Annotated in this window: 13 protein-coding genes; 9 read left to right on the top strand and 4 right to left on the bottom strand. The window is 54.2% G+C overall.

Annotated elements, in window-relative coordinates; genetic code table 11:
* Nucleotides 1-124 precede the first annotated feature (124 nt).
* From tssF to AB6T85_RS09650, 7 genes are all read left to right on the top strand, one after another.
* Nucleotides 125-2,002 carry a type VI secretion system baseplate subunit TssF gene (gene tssF, locus AB6T85_RS09680; protein WP_301730628.1) on the top strand — a complete coding sequence of 626 codons (1,878 nt, stop codon included), beginning with the start codon at nt 125-127 and terminating at the stop codon, nt 2,000-2,002.
* The gene (tssG, locus tag AB6T85_RS09675; protein ID WP_253456375.1) at nt 2,002-3,006 is read left to right on the top strand and encodes a type VI secretion system baseplate subunit TssG; all 1,005 of its coding nucleotides are present in this window, start codon (nt 2,002-2,004) and stop codon (nt 3,004-3,006) included. Before tssF ends, tssG begins: the two co-directional genes overlap by 1 nt.
* Nucleotides 3,007-3,035: 29 nt before the next feature.
* Entirely contained in the window at nt 3,036-4,073 is a 1,038-nt protein-coding gene (locus tag AB6T85_RS09670) for a type VI secretion system protein TssA (protein WP_301730626.1), read from the top strand.
* 96 nt (nt 4,074-4,169) lie between these two features.
* Nucleotides 4,170-5,501, top strand: a complete 1,332-nt coding sequence (locus AB6T85_RS09665; RefSeq protein ID WP_301730625.1) for a GlcNAc-transferase family protein — start codon at nt 4,170-4,172, stop codon at nt 5,499-5,501.
* On the top strand, nt 5,498-6,082 hold the full coding sequence (locus AB6T85_RS09660) for a DotU family type IV/VI secretion system protein (RefSeq protein WP_301730624.1): 585 nt from the start codon (nt 5,498-5,500) through the stop codon (nt 6,080-6,082). Before AB6T85_RS09665 ends, AB6T85_RS09660 begins: the two co-directional genes overlap by 4 nt.
* Before the next feature lie 2 nt (nt 6,083-6,084).
* Nucleotides 6,085-7,482, top strand: coding sequence for an OmpA family protein (locus AB6T85_RS09655; protein ID WP_301252833.1), 1,398 nt, complete (start codon nt 6,085-6,087; stop codon nt 7,480-7,482).
* A complete protein-coding gene (locus AB6T85_RS09650) occupies nt 7,479-7,964 on the top strand; it encodes a DcrB-related protein (RefSeq protein ID WP_253456389.1) in 486 nt (161 codons plus the stop codon). Before AB6T85_RS09655 ends, AB6T85_RS09650 begins: the two co-directional genes overlap by 4 nt.
* A 46-nt stretch (nt 7,965-8,010) precedes the next feature.
* Here the strand turns inward: AB6T85_RS09650 and AB6T85_RS09645 are convergent, their stop codons facing one another.
* Nucleotides 8,011-8,607, bottom strand: a complete 597-nt coding sequence (locus AB6T85_RS09645; RefSeq protein ID WP_301730623.1) for a helix-turn-helix domain-containing protein — start codon at nt 8,605-8,607, stop codon at nt 8,011-8,013.
* 867 nt (nt 8,608-9,474) lie between these two features.
* Between AB6T85_RS09645 and AB6T85_RS09640 the strand changes: the two genes are divergently transcribed.
* Together AB6T85_RS09640 and AB6T85_RS09635 are read left to right on the top strand one after the other, a co-directional pair.
* Nucleotides 9,475-11,589 (top strand): TonB-dependent receptor, encoded by a 2,115-nt coding sequence (locus AB6T85_RS09640; protein ID WP_301730622.1) that lies wholly within the window; start codon nt 9,475-9,477, stop codon nt 11,587-11,589.
* Nucleotides 11,589-12,605 carry an ABC transporter substrate-binding protein gene (locus AB6T85_RS09635; protein WP_369895409.1) on the top strand — a complete coding sequence of 339 codons (1,017 nt, stop codon included), beginning with the start codon at nt 11,589-11,591 and terminating at the stop codon, nt 12,603-12,605. The genes AB6T85_RS09640 and AB6T85_RS09635 overlap by 1 nt, the downstream gene beginning before the upstream one ends.
* Nucleotides 12,606-12,614: 9 nt before the next feature.
* Here the strand turns inward: AB6T85_RS09635 and AB6T85_RS09630 are convergent, their stop codons facing one another.
* From AB6T85_RS09630 to adhP, 3 genes are all read right to left on the bottom strand, one after another.
* The gene (locus AB6T85_RS09630; RefSeq protein ID WP_369895407.1) at nt 12,615-12,761 is read right to left on the bottom strand and encodes a hypothetical protein; all 147 of its coding nucleotides are present in this window, start codon (nt 12,759-12,761) and stop codon (nt 12,615-12,617) included.
* Between the two features lie 407 nt (nt 12,762-13,168).
* The gene (locus AB6T85_RS09625; RefSeq protein ID WP_369895405.1) at nt 13,169-14,179 is read right to left on the bottom strand and encodes an alpha/beta fold hydrolase; all 1,011 of its coding nucleotides are present in this window, start codon (nt 14,177-14,179) and stop codon (nt 13,169-13,171) included.
* Between the two features lie 356 nt (nt 14,180-14,535).
* A complete protein-coding gene (gene adhP, locus AB6T85_RS09620; protein ID WP_253456406.1) occupies nt 14,536-15,561 on the bottom strand; it encodes an alcohol dehydrogenase AdhP in 1,026 nt (341 codons plus the stop codon).
* Between the last annotated feature and the right edge of the window lie 287 nt (nt 15,562-15,848).

Genomic DNA, 15,848 nt, shown 5'->3' with positions numbered 1-15,848 from the left:
ATTAATTAATAACACCCTGTTGTTTTTCAAAAAATAACAGTTAGCTTACTAAAAAACCCTGTTCAGACGGCCAAATTAATAAAGACAAAGCCTACGTTTAAAAACAAGGATAACGGGAGCAATTGTGAATCATAAATTCCTCGATTATTACAATCAGGAACTCACTTTTATGAAAGAGTCAGCGCGTGAGTTTGCTGAAAAACATCCCAAAATTGCCGGGCGTCTGGGGATGAGAGGCATCGAAACGGCCGATCCTTATGTTGAAAGACTGATTGAAGCATTTTGCTTTTTATCTGCACGTACGCATTTAAAACTGGATGCGGAGTTCCCAAAGTTTACGCAGCGGCTTCTGGACATCGTCTACCCTAATTATAATTCGCCCACGCCCTCCATCGGCGTGGTTCAACTTGCGCCTGACCTGAAAGAAGGAGAGCTAGGCCACGGCTATCTTGTTCCCAAAAACAGTGCGTTTTATACCCGCATATTGCCTGGCGAAAATACACGCTGCGAGTTTCGCAACGGTCAGGATGTTACGCTGTGGCCAATAGAAATCGTTGAGGCTCGCCTGACTTCCGTTCCGCCGGATATTCCCAATCTGGAAAAGTACCGTATTCCTTACGCCAGGCTGAAAGGCGCTCTGCGGATCAAATTGCGTGCGCAGGGGGAACGGGTATTCTCGCAGCTGACCGGCTTCGATCGGCTGCCGCTCTATATCGACGGCGATGAGCGCATTGTTTCCCATCTTTTTGAACTTTTGCATACCAGCAATGTGGCTATGCTGGTACGGGCCGGCAACAGTAAAGCGGAAGACGTGGTCATCGCCCAGCGCCCGCTGACTTTTGAAGGGCTGCATCCCGATCAGACGCTGCTGCCGCTCTCCTGGAACATGTTTCATGGACATAACCTGATCCATGAATATTTCGCCTGTCGTCAGCGCTTTTATTTTTTTACGCTGACCCAGCTGGCCGCCGGTTTGTCCCGCAACCACAGCAACGAGGCCGAGCTGATAGTGCTGCTGGATCGGCTTCCCCAGCAGCTGATTGGCCATGTTAACGCGTCAAAGTTTTTACCGTTTTGTACGCCGGTGATTAACCTGTTTCCCAAAGTGGTGGACAGGATCGAAGTCAACCGGGCGCTAAACGCTTTCCATGTGGTTCCCGATCGCAGCCGTCCCCTTGATTACGAGGTTTTTTCCGTGCATAAGGTGCGCGGCCAGCAGGCGGAAAGCAGCGAGGAAGTGGTGTTTCAACCGCTTTATCAAACGCGTCACTGCGACTATGGCAATTTTGGCCGTTACTTCTCGCTCAATCGCGAAGCCAGAGTAAAAAGCGAGAGCAAGAGAAAATATGACACCCGCACGCCTTATCCCGGAACAGAGGTCTTCGTCTCGCTGGTCGATCAGCAGGAAGCGCCCTATGCCGACCATATTCGCTATCTTACGGTCGAAGCGATGGTCACCAACCGGGATCTGCCACGCCTGATTGCCAGAAGCGGCAGCTTTGATTTAACCCTGTCCGACGCGGTTCCTGTTCTGGGCGCGGCCTTTGTTTGCCAGCCCAGCGCGCCACGCGAGCCTTTTGCGCTGGGGGAGTCGGCCTGGCGTTTGATCCGCCAGCTTAGCTTTAATTATCTGCCGCTCTCCGATCTGGAGCACGGGCCGGGCGGGGAATCGCTGCGCAATATGCTGCGCCTGTTTTTACACAATGCCGATCGCGAGTCCAATACTCAGGTAGATAGCCTGATCGGCTGTAAAACGTTTCCGGTCACCCGGCGTCTTCCCGGTGACGGCCTGTTGATTTACGGCAGAGGCGTGCGCTGCGTGCTGACGGTAGATGAAGAAGGCTTTTCCGGCGTCAGTCCTTACCTGTTCGGTCTGGTGATGGAGAATTACCTTTCTCGCCACGCCGCTATCAACGTGTTTACCGAAACGGAGCTGCACTCGATGCAGAGGGGCGTCATCGCCAGCTGGCAGGCCCGCCCCGGCAAACGAGGCTCGTTCTGATGCGCGCTTCCTCCGTCGATATGCTGGCCGCCTGGTTTAATAACGAGCGGCCCTGGGAAGCCGGTTTTATCAGTATCATGCGCGCAATTACGGCTAAAACGCCGACGCTGCCGGTGCCCGGTACAGCGGTGCTGCCTGGCCAGGAGACGTTCCGCATAGGCCAAAAAGCCTCTCTGATTTTTGCGCCGCGCGAAATCGCTTCTCTCGGCCTGGAGAATGGCCGCATCGGGATAAAACTCTTTGGCCCCGGCGTATGGGGCCCGCAGGGCGCGATGCCGCTGCATTTTTCCGAACTGGCGTACTCGCGAACGGAGGCCCAGGACAATACGCTGACCGACTTTCTCGATGTTTTTCATCATCGCGCCCTGTCGCTGTTTTATCGCGCCTGGTTTGTCGCGCAGGATACCGCCTCGCTGGACAGACCGAATGAGGAACAGTTCTCTTTTTATATTGCCAGTCTGGCAGGCATGGATCTGGCCGAGCTACACGATAAACCGCTGCCGACCCACGCCCGACTGGCTTCTTCTGCCCATTTGATCCGCGAGGCGCGCAATCCGGAAGGACTGGCGGGCGCCATCGAATATTACTTCCAGATAAAAGCCCGGCTGGAAGAGTTTGTGACCCAGTGGATCTTTCTGGATCCCGCTGATTGCTCCGTGCTGGGCAACGATGCGGCCATGCTGCTGGGCGATGGCGCAATATTAGGCAATACCGTGCGGGACAGGCAGCACAAATTCAAGCTGCTGCTCGGCCCCTTAACGCTGGATAACTATATGCGCTTCAGCCCGTGGGGATCGGATCTACCCGTACTGCGGGAGTGGGTGCGCAATTTTACGGGGTTCGAATATGCCTGGGATGTCCAGCTGGTGCTGGCTGCCAGCGAGGTGCCGCAGGCGACGCTGGACGGCAGTCATCAGCTTGGCTACGCCGTCTGGCTGGAGAGAAAAGAGGACGTTACGCCGGTTTACGGCATGAGCTTTGAGCCGGAGCGCTATCACCCGTAGCGCCTGGACGCGATATAAAGGACAACATCGTGACGGAAAGCAACAAGCATCATTACTATCAGGATCTGTTACAGCCGGTGCCCGGCGATCGGCCCTGTGGTGAAAACCTGGAATATGACGCCGCTTTTATTATGCTGCAGGCCAGGCTTCAGCCAAGGCTGGACGCGGAGTACGGCAGCTTCGTCGAGGCTGCCGAACCGGTGAACTGGGCGGAGATTGAGCGCGACTGTCAGGCGCTGCTGCAACGAAGCCGCGATATCCGGCTGGTGGTGGCGCTGATGCGCTGCCGTATCAGGCAAATCGGCATGGCGGCGCTGCATGAAGGGCTACTGATATTACGTGACTTACTGACCACTTTCCCCACGGATCTTTATCCGCAGCTGACGGAAGAAGGCGAGTTCGATCCGGTTATGCGGGCTAACGCCCTGTCCGAGCTGGATGATATCAACGGGCTGCTTGCCGATTTTCGTCAGCTGCCTCTGCCGAAAGCGGCAGGTCTGCAAATTGCCATAAAAGATTTTGAAAAAGCGCACGCTACGCCGCGTGAAGAGGGCGCGCTGCCCGAAGCGACGGCGGCGGCTTTGCTACTCGAATGGGAAGCCCGTCAGGATCAAACCCTCCTCTCACTGCAAAAAGCGCACGCCTGCCTGATGGAACTCCGCGCCATCCTGACAACCTCGCTGGGCGATGAAGCGCCGGATTTTGCGCGGTTAGGCGCCATTCTGCGGCTATTTATCAGTCAGGAAGCTACGGTTTCGCCGCTGTTGCCAGCCGTTTCTTTTGTCGCAGAAGAAACGGTAGAACAGCCGGTTCAGGCAGAAACGGCGGCAGAAAACGAAGCCGTCAGCGTCCCCCTGATTACGCCCCGCCAGACCGGTATTGCCAGCCGCGCCGATGCGCTGCTCAGGCTACAGGAGCTGCGGCTATGGTTTACCCGAATGGAACCCGGCAGCCCGGCTATCCTGCTGCTTCAGTATGCGGAGAAGACGGTGGGAAAAAGCTTTTCTCAGCTGGTAAAAATGCTGCCGCCGGAAATTATCGACAGGCTCGATAGCGACAAAGAATAGCGTAGCCTGCCGATTGCGGCAGCCAGCCGCGCCCGGCAACTCTGGCAGCACTGTTCGATCAAGGGATTTATCAACGTCAAATCACAAGGCGGCTCTATGGAAAGGAAACCAGCCATTTTTATCAGCATCGCCAGCTATCGCGATCCGGAACTGATCCCGACGCTCCGGGATTTAATTGAGAAGGCCTCCGGATGCTACAGGCTTGCCGTGGCCGTCTGTTGGCAGGATGAGGGCGACCGCCAGCGCTTTCAGCAGGCCGGCATGACGCTCTGCGCGGCGGAATCAACAGCAGAGTATGACCTCCTGACCTGGCGTTATCTGGAGACGGAAATCCGGATGATTTCCCTGCACTATTTCTTCAGTAAAGGCGCCTGCTGGGCCAGAAACCAGTGTGAAACGCTTTACCGCGAGGAAGAGTATGTGTTGCAAATCGATTCCCACTGCCGCTTTGTAGAGGGCTGGGACAGAGAAATGGTTGCCATGCTGGAAGCGCTGAAGGTGCAAAGTGAAAAGCCGGTGCTCTCCTCTTATCCGCCGGGCTATGTACCCGGCAAAGAAGAGGAAAAAACCCAGGCGATATTTCGCCTGGTTTTCAGAGGCTTTTCCAGTGAAAAAATAGTGCAGCTCACTTCGGTTGATTTTCAACAAGCGGCGCCAGTCAGAGGGAGTTATCTGGCGGGCGGCTTTATTTTCGCCGAAGGCCGTTTCGTAAAGGAGGTGCCGAACGATCCGCAAATCTTCTTCGAGGGCGAAGAGATAGCGATGGCGGCCCGGGCCTTTACCCACGGTTATGACGTCTGGCATCCGCATAAAATAGTGCTGTGGCATTTTTACGGCAGGGAAGAGGCCAGTCGAATTTGGGGCGATCATGATGACGAGGCGAAAAAATCCGGTTCCGTAGACCGTGCCTGGCACGAAAGAGACAGCCTGTCGAAAAAAAGAGTCAGAACCCTGCTGGGTATGGAGCAGGCTGAACCGGCCGACATGGGTCGCTATGGGCTGGGCAGCAGGCGCACGCTGGCTGAGTTCGAGGCCGCGCTGGGCATCTCCTTTACCAAATTTGCCGTGCTGCCAGAAGTGCTGGGAACGGAACGTGTCGCCTGGTTTCCACCGCCCTATGGCAACTGGCGGGAAAGATTAAGCAGCCATCAGCAAAAAACTATTGGGTTGACGCAGGAAGAGTTTACCTCGCCGCTGGCTGATATCACCTGCCTGCATATTGGTGTTTATAGCAACGCCAACGATCTGCTTTATAAAAAAATCCTGTCGGGAGAGGAAATAAATGAATGCCTGGCCGGGCATGACGGCGGAGAAATCGCAATCGATCTGGACGTGACATTTCCGATCATGTTCACGCCCGCCGCGATACGTTTTAGCGCTTATGACGATAGCGACGGGTGGAGTAAGGTTGTGGAGAAAGCCTGGTGAAAAGCACAACGCTCTACCATCGCCTGATCTGCATTGATGCCCTGCTCTCTTTTGACGGCATTATTCCTTCCCTGCCGGAATTGCAGTTAATGCTGATCGCGCTTATTGAGCGGTTCAGCAAAGCGCTGATTGCTGAAGGTGAATGCGAACAACTTAGCGATGAGCTGTGCCACGCGCTCTGCTGCTATCTGGATCGGCGAGTCGCGTTACGCCTTCGCGCCGACAATATTGCCTGGGACCGCTATGCGCTGACGCACTATTTTTACGGCTATACGGACGGCCCAATGACGTTGGGCGACAGGCTTGAACCGCTGCTGGCCGACGGCCAGGGCCAGATCTTCACCTACGCCCAGAAATTGTTTCTTGTTTCGGCCTTTACCGGCAGGAACAGTGCTCCCCTGCTGTCACTGTCTGTCACTCAGCCAGCCGCCGCCTGCCAGACAGAAACAGAGGAGGCGGCTCCGGACACCATGCCGCCACGATGGCCGGCATATTTTATGCTGCCGTTGCAACTCATTCTGCTGAGCCTGCTGCTGATCGTGCTCTGGCTGTTTTGTTCTGCCTGGCTGGAGGCGCTTTAACCATGCCAGCTTCGTTGTTAAAAAATCAGCCCGCTGCCGCCGCGCCCGCCATCCTTATTATCGGCCCCTATGCCGCAAAATGGTTTTCTGAACGGCAGCCGGAACAGGAAGACGAGCCGATAAGTTGGATCGTGGTACCGGAAGCGGAAGCGCTGCCGGAAATAGTAAAGCGGATGAGAAAGAAGAAGCATCGCCTCTATGCTTTTTTCCCCTTTTTCCCGGACGGCGAGGAAACCGACGCTCAGGCGCTGGCGAAAATCGCAGCATGGCGCTTATATGAGCAGGAGGCGCTGCCGTGCGTGCTGGGTCTCTATGCCCGTCTGAGCCATGAAAGCCAGGCCGGACAGGCAAAATGGTCCGGTAAGTTTGACCTCCGCAAGGTCGGTGAAACCACCCTCGCGCGCGAGCTGGCAAAACTACTCGCCGTCTCTGAGCCGCTCAGCTGCCACTCAATCTACCGTTACGCCATGACGGACGCGCTGCGCCTGTGGTTGGAAAGTTCGGGGATAGCCAAAGCGCTACAGGCGCTGTTCTCCGGTTCTTCGCTACGGTTAAGCGCCGTTCTGCTGGCCGATAATGGCAACGGCTTTACCCGTCATGGCGCCTGGGCGCAGTGGCTACAGCAGAAATTCGGGCTCTGTCCGGGTCTTTCTCCGGGCGTTATGCTGCCCAGCTTACCTGACGTCATCGACCCGGGCGTGCCTTATCAGCCCGACAGGCAACGCTCGGGGTTTTCATGGCGCTGGCTGCCGGTTTGCGCTGCGCTGCTGCTGGCGATGCTGCTGATCGGCTCCACCTGGTTTGAGGCTAAAAATATCGCTGCGGCGACCCGTACGCTGGCCGATTTCCGGCAAACGGAAGAGACACAGCTGCAGAAAAAAAGAGCGGTTTATCAACGACTGCGCGACCAGAAACAGCAGCTGCTGTACTGCCGCGACGCCTGGTTTAGTCGGCTATGGCGATTTTCGCGCTGTGGGGAAATGGCGGCGCGCGTCAGTGACGCCCTGCAAAATTACAATCCGTCGCCGGTTTTTATGGCGTCAGGCTCCGTCGCGCTGTTTGCCAGAGGAAGCGCCACGCTCGGGCCTGACAGCAGTAAAAATCTGGCCTGGCTGCTGCCGTTAATGCAAAACAATGCCCAAACAACTTTTGCCATCGTTGGGCATTCCGACAATACCGGCAGCCCGGAAGCCAACTACCAGCTCTCGATACGCAGGGCGAAGGCGGTTCGTGACTGGCTGGTCAGCCATGCCAACGTCCCGCCGGACAAACTTGTGATTAAAGGGATGGGCGACAGCCTGCCCGTTGCCAGTAATCAGACCGGAGAAGGCCGGGAAAGAAACAGGCGTGTGGAAATCATCCCATTGGCGGATGCAACAAATAAAACAGGTGAACCATGAGTAAAAAAAAGAGCTACATCATGTACGAAGGCACTTTTCTGACCGAGGCGCCCTTTTATGATCAGAGCATTAACGTCCTGCGTTTTCGCGATCCGGAAGCGAACGAATATACCATCCTGATTAATCGATCATTTAAAAATGAGGGGCAAACGCTGGAAGAATTTTGCGAAACGCAAACTAATTTTATGGCCAACAGCCTGCCCGGCTATAAAAGCGAGGGCAAAATGCTGAAGAATGAAATCGGCCCGGCTAAGTTGCCGGTGATCCAGACGGCCAACTCTTTTCTGGAGAATGGACAGCCGGTTAAGCAGGTGCAGTCTACCGTCGAGCTTCCCTGGCATCCGGTAATCAATCCTGCCAGGCTAAATCTGATTGTATTTACACTGGCTTCCTCAGCGGAATTTAACGACTTCCAGCGTAAGCATTATGTGCAAATCATCAACAGCTTTAATCCTGAAACCGTGTCGATAGTCGACAGTTAAGCTACCGCTTTATATGGCCCGCTTAAAGGCGGGCCGTAAGATAATGTTACAGGCAGAGCGTATTACCTTTTTTATTACCATATTTCGCTACAAAAGAGGCATATTTGTAAAATTCGACCCGGTTAAGCATCCCCATTTTTCTGATGGCGTTGCGGCAATGCGTACTGACGGTTTTTTTTGAACGCCCTAACATCCTGGATATATTTTCCGTATCGTAGCCCTGGCCAACCATCAGCATAACCTTGCTTTCTGTAGAAGAGAGCTGCATAAAGTCTTTTAGCCCGGTTAACTTATAATTTTCACGGCTGGCAAAGCTGGCCGCGTTAGTAGTGGCTATCAGCATGATTTTTCTAATCTTTCCGGTAATTTGCGGTATATTATCTCCACGACAGATAAAGGGAATGTGTAGCGCTGACAGGTGAGGTTCCGCCTGGCCCTTGCCGGCAATCGTTTCGCGCTTATAGAAAAAAACGCTGATCATAATGTCTCTGAACACAATATCGGCTTCTTTCGTTACCGGGCTACTTGTTTCTGAAACCACTTCAAATAACCCATCCCTGAGGGTTTTCCCTGCACTTGTAATCAGCGATTCAACGCCTTTCCGGTAATATACGTTATCGCTGGAAACGATTATCTTTAGCATAATATTTCATCCTGAATATAAATTACGCAATGAGTTTCTGTTTTATGCAGTCGCGCAGGTTTTTCACAACATTAATATGCTGTGACGGCGGAGATAAACGCCGGTATCGATTTTAAAGGCACAGGAAAAGTAAAAGACGGTTTACCCGCCGATGCCGTGCGCCCATCCTTACGCAAGCTTTTTCCACCTTAAAAAGTGAGTGAAATATGAACAACCCTAAAATAATAATCGATAGCAATGGCTAAAATAGCCTATAAGATCCTGATACTTTCCACTCCGGCGGTAAAACCGGGAAGAAATAACTTGCCGAAACACATCCTTTTCTATTCCGACAGACCTGCATGGATTACGTTATCTTATTGATCCCATAATAAACAGATATAGCAGTATTTTATACAAAAATAATCCGATACCGTGAATAACAAATATTCCTCAAGGAACAGGCTCAACCTTTCTGTGTGCCTTTTATGCCGTATTACTGAAGGTTACCAACAAGTCGCTATTTTATCAAAATTCAGATCGGGCACAACAAATACGGACGGCATTTGCCTGGCGGTAAAATACCTGATGGCATATTGGCATCAAATACAGGCGAAAAAACCGTCCTTACAGGCCTGCCGCTTATCACAAAAATTTTCTACCCATCTGATAATGTTCCCGCTTTACGCAAAATAATATGATGCAGAAAATCTGTAGGCATCATTAATTATTGTTGATGGGCCGTTATCCAGCAGCATATTCCAGGCTCCTGCGGATAGCACTCGCTATATAATTTATCATATAACGATATGCTATCTTTCGCGTGAACTTTACAGGCATCTGCATTCAGGCAGCCCGAAGGCTGCTTTTCGATCGGCAAGGTATAAAATGACAATAGCCTCACCGCCGCGCATGATGAAGCGCGCGCTTTACGTACTGATTTTGACAGGTATTCAGGCTCAGGCCGCTACCCAGGAAGAAACCCTCACTGTAGCCGCCGCGCCGGATAGCGAAGCGGCTGCGCCCGACAGGCAGGTCACGCTGGGTAACCTGGGCAAGCAGGAAATCCGCAATACGCCCTGGTCCGTGCAGCAAGTCTCCCCAACGCTGATGAAGCACCAGCAGTTAAAAAGCATCACGGATATCTATCGCTATATGCCTTCCGTGCAGGGTGACGGCGCCCGCCCGCAAACGCGTGGAATGCAGGGCAGCGTGGTACAGAACTCTATGATTGACGGCCTGAATGTCGTCTCGACTACCGATTACGCTGCCGAGCAGTTTGACCATCTGGAAGTGCTGAACGGTTTGGGTGGATCGCTTTACGGGCCGGCAAATCCGGCCGGGCTGTTTAACTTTGTGGCGAAGCGCCCCACCGATATCGCACAGCACAGCCTTACTTTTGGCGCTGGCACCGGCCTCAGCCGCCTGGTTTCCGGCGACTTCAGCGGCCCGCTGGACGACAATGACCGCCTGCGCTATCGCGCTAATTTTCTGGATGATGAGGGTGACGGCTTTGCACACGGCAGTAAAAAGCGCCGTCAGCTGTTCAGCCTGGGGCTGGACGCAACGCTAACCGATCGCACGACGTTAGAAAGCAATTTCAGTTATTACCACTATTATGAAAAAGGGCTGCCGGGCAAATTTGCGCTGGGCAATGGCCTCTCTTTCCCCGCCGCGCCGGATCCCAAAAAGACGTATCTCGGACAATACTATGCCGGTAGCGATAACCATACGCTGACCGCCAGCGTACATCTGAAGCACGATTTTGACGGGAACTGGCAGGGCGAACTGGGCGTGCTGCGGCAGATTGCCGATCGTGAATCCACGGCGGTCACGAATACTTTTACCGACCGCGCCGGTCATTATACAACCACCACCTCCTCTTCTACAGCCAGCCGCTTTACCATTAACAGCTATATGGCGAACCTGAACGGCGAGCTGGAAACGGGCTGGCTGCATCATCAGCTTTCCACCGGCCTGCGCGGCTTTGTCTGGAAAAATTATAATCCGCTGAACGGCACCACCAGCACGCTGGGTAGCGCCTCGCTCGACGAGCCGCAATCCTTTGCCGAACCGGACTACCCGGATTTCACCCATCGCTACCACTCGGCTACCGCCACGCAGCAGGCCTTTTTGCTTAGCGATACGCTGACCTTCTCACCGCAGTGGAGCCTGCTGCTGGCCGGTAGCGAAAGCTTCCTGACTTCCGCTAACTATGCAAAAACCGGCAGCCGCAGCAGCCATTCAGATAACAGCGGCTTTAGCGGTTCGGCCAGCCTGATGTTCAAGCCTGTCGAACCGCTGACGCTCTATATGAGCTGGGCAGACAGCCTGCAACAGGGCGATACCGCGCCGAGCGGCTCCACGAACGCGGGCAGCATCCTGGCGCCTTATCGCAGCAAACAGCTGGAAGTGGGCAGCAAGCTGGCGATTGATAAGCTGTTGCTGACCGCCGCGCTGTTCCGGATTGACCGCCCTTTCGCTTATGCCACCGCCAGCGGCGACTATGCCGTGGACGGCAGCCAGCGCAACCGGGGGCTGGAGCTGATGGCCGACGGCGACGTTACCGACAGGCTGCATCTGTATGGCGGCATGACATGGCTCGATCCACGCCTGCGCGATACTGCCAGTCCCGCCACGAGCGGCAGGCAGATAGTGGGCCTGGCTCGCTATACGGCCAGCCTGTTCGCCGCTTACGATTTACCTTTTTTACGCGGTACGGATATTCATGGCGGCATGCACTACGTAGGACGCCGCAGTACCGATAACGCCAACGACAGCTGGACAGGAAGCTATACGACTTTCGATATCGGCAGCAGCTACACAACGCGGCTCTTCAATACGGAAACCATTTTTCGCCTGGATGTCACCAACCTGACTAATCGCCATTACTGGACGAATATCGTGCCCGGCGGCCTGAACGGCTACAGCGGCGCGGGCTATGCCAGCGCCCAGCTCGGCGAACCGCGCATGGCGCAGCTTTCTCTACAGCTGAGGTTCTGATGATAAAACCCCTGATTACGCCGCTGCTGGCGGCTCTCTTCCTGCTTTTTGCTACACCTGGCTTTGCCCGGAGCGTTATTGACGACGCCGGCAACAAGGTCGAGGTACCGCAGCAGGCCCGACGGATCGCCGACGGCTGGTATGCGCATCATTCGCTGTTGATGACCCTGGGCGCGGGCGACCGCATCGTGGCGACCGTTAATCACGCCAGCGATCGCCCCTGGATGTTTAAAATAGCGCCGTCGCTGCATCAGGCGCTGTCGGTTCATGGCCGCACGTTTAACAGCGAGGCGCTGCTGGCCGCAAAGGTCGATACAGTATTTGTAGCGGCAGAAGATGCGGATGCTGACGCTTACCGGCGGGCCGGGCTGCCGACGCTGGTCATGCGCTTTGACGATTTTCCCTCTATGCAGCGCTCGCTGCTGACGACGGCCGGGGTGGTCGGCACGGCGCAGGCGCGACGGCGAGCACAAGCCTATAACGCCTGGCTCGATGCCCGGATTGCCGCTATACAGGTGAAAACCGCAGGGCTAAGCAATAGCCAGCGGCCTGGCGTTTTACATATTCAGTCCCTGCATCCGCTGAAGGTTGACGGACGCAACACGTTGATCGACACCTGGATCCGCCTGGCTGGCGGCCGCAATGTGGCGGCGGAAGTAAACGGCAATATGAAAGAAACCTCGCCGGAAAACGTGCTTTTCTGGCAGCCGGATATCATCATTATCGGCGCGGGAGCCGGAAAGCTGGCCGATTCAGACTATGCGGCGCTGTTTGCCAATCTGCAGGCGGTAAAACGCCATCAGGTCTGGCAAAATCCGGCGGGCGTGTTTCCCTGGGATCGCTACGGCACGGAAGCCGGGCTGCAAATTCAGTGGGCGGCAAAGCTTCTGCATCCCGAGCTTTTCCCGCAGCTTGATATGGTCAAGGCGACGCAGGATTTTTACCGCCGCTTTTTCGATTACGCGCTAACGGTGGACCAGGCGCAGCGCATATTGCACGCGCAGGGGCCGGCATAAGCGCGGCCGTTACGGCCTGTCGGGCACGTTCCAGCTACAGTCGATTTCATCGTCGTGGCTGGAACAGTCTGCAACCGGATTATGTTGCTGAGCATGACGGTTCCCCATGCAGCCACACAGCAGTAAAAAACAGACCAGAACGCTATATTTTTTCATATTATCTTCAGAGAAAATTGCCTGAAGAAAGAATAAAAACGATAGCGTCAACGTAATGATAACGCGCCGAATAATAGCCAAAAATTAATAGTAAACTTACAACTTTGAAGGAAATAATATTATTAATATGACGCGAATAGCTATTAATTTAATCCACTATTAACACCTGAAACCTTCCCGTTAATTATTATTTATTTCGCAAGCAACACGCTATCGTTTCGGTTTGGTTGATGCCGATAAATTTATGCTTTTTTCCGTATGGCGGATCCCCCTGAGCGGCGGGGCTAAGCCAGTCAGCTAACCCTGTGGCAAATAGCGGGTCAGGTTATGGCTTTTCTGACTCACCGGGAGGCACCCGGCGTCATGCGGACGCGTGCACAGCGCAGGCTGGAAGCCTGCGCTGCCCGTCATAGCTTGTTCAGATCGTCAATCAGCGTACGGTTAAACATAGCGGGATCTTCCATCTGCGGCGCATGTCCCATTCCTTTGAATTCGATCAGCACGGCATGGGGGATCAGTTTCGCCGCCTCTTTGCCCAGCTCGTTATAGTGCCCTATTTTCGCTTTTACCTCCGGCGGCGCGATATCGCTGCCGATAGCGGTGGTGTCTGCCGTGCCAATCAGCAGCGTCGTCGGCACCGTCAGGTTGCCAAATTCATAATAAACCGGCTGGGTAAATATCATGTCGTAGAGCAGCGCGGAATTCCAGGCAACCAGCTTGTGGCCCGGCCCGTTATTCAGCCCCGCCAGCATAGTGACCCAGCGATCGTATTCCGGCTTCCACTGGCCGCTGTAATAGGTTTTCTGCTCATACGCCTTGATGCTTTCCGCGCTGGTTTTCAGCTCTCGCTGATACCAGTCGTCCACGCTGCGCCAGGGCACGCCCTTCGCCTTCCAGTCTTCCAGCCCGATCGGGTTGACCAACGCCAGCTTTTCTACCTGCTGTGGGTACATTAACGCATAGCGTGTAGCCAGCATCCCGCCGGTTGAATGGCCGACCAGCGTGATCTTATCAATATGCAGGCTGGCGAGCAGCTGATGCGTGTTTAACGCCAGCTGCTGGAAACTGTATTGATAGTAAGCAGGCTTGGTTGAGGTGCAAAAGCCGATCTGATCCGGCGCAATTACCCGATAGCCCGCATGACGCAGCGCCTCTATGGCATCCTGCCAGGTCACGCCGCAGAAGTTTTTGCCGTGCATCAGCACTACCGTCCGCCCGTTCGCTTTCCCTGCCGGTCGCGCGTCAATGTAGCCCATAGAAAGCGGCTGCTGTTGTGATGAAAAATTAAACTTTTCAATTGGATAAGGGAAATCGAAGCCCTGTAGCTCTACGCCATACTGCGGCGTATTGTCGGCAGCCACTGCGCTAAAGGTCAGCAGCGCGGCTGCGAGCAGCCCTGTTTTAGCCTTTTTTAACACCTTAACTCTCCTCATTAACGTTCAAAGCGAAACGATGACTTCTGAGCTTAGCGGTTAATCGTCCCGATAAGGCGTGCAGCCCTTGCTGTACAACGCCACAGCGCTTAGCAAAAAGAGCTACGCCTGTGGCGAATTCTCCACGGGTGAGTAAAGTTAATTTGTTACCATGTGTTCAAAGGGAAAACAAATGTTAAACAATGCGGGTTGGCTGGTGTCACTGCTGTGGCTAAGCCTCTGTTGCCGACTGGAGCCGGAAGCGCCAGCACGGTCGAGCTTCTTTATGAGCGCGTGACAGGTTTTGTAAATATTTGCCTGTGGAAATAAGCGGTTAAGCCGTTTCCACAGGCAAGTCAGCTTTAGCCAGCGTGGGTGTCAGCAGTAAAATCAATCACCATACGGCCTTTAATTTTCCCTTCCAGCATTTCGTCGAAAATTTCATTAATCTCCTCAAGAGAACGTTTGGTGACTTTCGGCACTACTTTTCCCTCTGCCGCGAACTGAAAAGCCTCAGCCAGATCTTCACGCGTGCCCACCAGCGAGCCGACCACCTGAATACCGTCCAGAACGAGACGTGGGATATTCAGACTCATCGATTCTGGCGGCAGGCCAACGGCCACGATACGGCCACCGGCACGCATGGCGTCTACCGCCGAATTAAATGCCGCTTTGGCCACTGCGGTTACCACTGCCGCATGCGCGCCGCCCGTTTTTTCCTGAATGATCTTCGCCGCATCCTCCTTCAGCGAGTTGATAACTAAGTCGGCGCCCATTTCTTTGGCAAAAGCCAGCTGCGCATCGTTTACGTCCACGGCGATAACTTTGGCATTAAAAACATTTTTGGCATATTGCAGCGCCAGATTGCCCAGTCCGCCCAGGCCATAAATTGCCAGCCACTTGCCTGGCTGAATGCCAGAAACCTTTACTGCTTTATAGGTGGTGACGCCCGCGCAGGTTACGCTGCTGGCCGCTGCCGGATCCAGCCCGTCCGGCACTTTCACCGCGTAGTCCGCTACCACGATACACTCTTCCGCCATGCCGCCGTCGGCGGTAAAACCGGCATTTAATACGTTGCGGCACAGGGTTTCATTGCCCGTCGTGCAGTATTCGCAGTGGCCGCAGCCTTTATAAAACCACGCCACGCTGGCCCTGTCGCCCACCTTCAATGAGGTCACGCCAGGCCCGACCTCGCTGACGACGCCGACGCCTTCATGGCCGAGCACCACGCCGGTACGATCGCCAAAATCCCCATTTTTAACGTGCAGATCCGTGTGGCAGACACCGCAGCATTCCATTTTTAACAGCGCTTCGCCATGCGCCAGCGCGCGCAGCTTTTTCTCAACGATATCGACAGTATGATTCTTGTTGACCACGGCAGCTTTCATTGTGCTTTCCTCTTCGGTTGGGTTTTTAACTATATAAACATTTTCACCGCTGACTTTGATTTAACGCCATAAAATCAACCACAGATCGCAACAAATCTTGCCTGGCAAAGCCTGAATGGCTAATTCAATAAAATTGAAACGCCATTTTATTAAATTAGTGAAGCCGCCCGCCGCTATCTTCTTTTCTTCGCCACCGCCTTATATCGGCTGGCAAAATCGCAAAGGTTTTCTGGACGTCATAACTCTAACGTACTTCCTCTCCCGACATACAGCCGGGCTGTGCATGT

This window comes from Erwinia aeris (genome assembly GCF_041224955.1).
GTDB classification, from domain to species: domain Bacteria; phylum Pseudomonadota; class Gammaproteobacteria; order Enterobacterales; family Enterobacteriaceae; genus Erwinia; species Erwinia aeris.
Note: the sequence above shows the minus strand (reverse complement) of the source record. Positions and strands in the feature narration are given on the sequence as shown.

Excerpts from the sequence above, each read along its gene's own strand:
- tssG (WP_253456375.1), top strand. The coding sequence starts at position 2,002 with ATGCGCGCTTCCTCCGTCGATATGCTGGCCGCCTGGTTTAATAACGAG.
- AB6T85_RS09665 (WP_301730625.1), top strand. The coding sequence starts at position 4,170 with ATGGAAAGGAAACCAGCCATTTTTATCAGCATCGCCAGCTATCGCGAT.
- AB6T85_RS09655 (WP_301252833.1), top strand. The coding sequence starts at position 6,085 with ATGCCAGCTTCGTTGTTAAAAAATCAGCCCGCTGCCGCCGCGCCCGCC.
- AB6T85_RS09650 (WP_253456389.1), top strand. The coding sequence starts at position 7,479 with ATGAGTAAAAAAAAGAGCTACATCATGTACGAAGGCACTTTTCTGACC.
- AB6T85_RS09645 (WP_301730623.1), bottom strand. The coding sequence starts at position 8,607 with ATGCTAAAGATAATCGTTTCCAGCGATAACGTATATTACCGGAAAGGC.
- AB6T85_RS09640 (WP_301730622.1), top strand. The coding sequence starts at position 9,475 with ATGACAATAGCCTCACCGCCGCGCATGATGAAGCGCGCGCTTTACGTA.
- AB6T85_RS09635 (WP_369895409.1), top strand. The coding sequence starts at position 11,589 with ATGATAAAACCCCTGATTACGCCGCTGCTGGCGGCTCTCTTCCTGCTT.
- AB6T85_RS09630 (WP_369895407.1), bottom strand. The coding sequence starts at position 12,761 with ATGAAAAAATATAGCGTTCTGGTCTGTTTTTTACTGCTGTGTGGCTGC.
- adhP (WP_253456406.1), bottom strand. The coding sequence starts at position 15,561 with ATGAAAGCTGCCGTGGTCAACAAGAATCATACTGTCGATATCGTTGAG.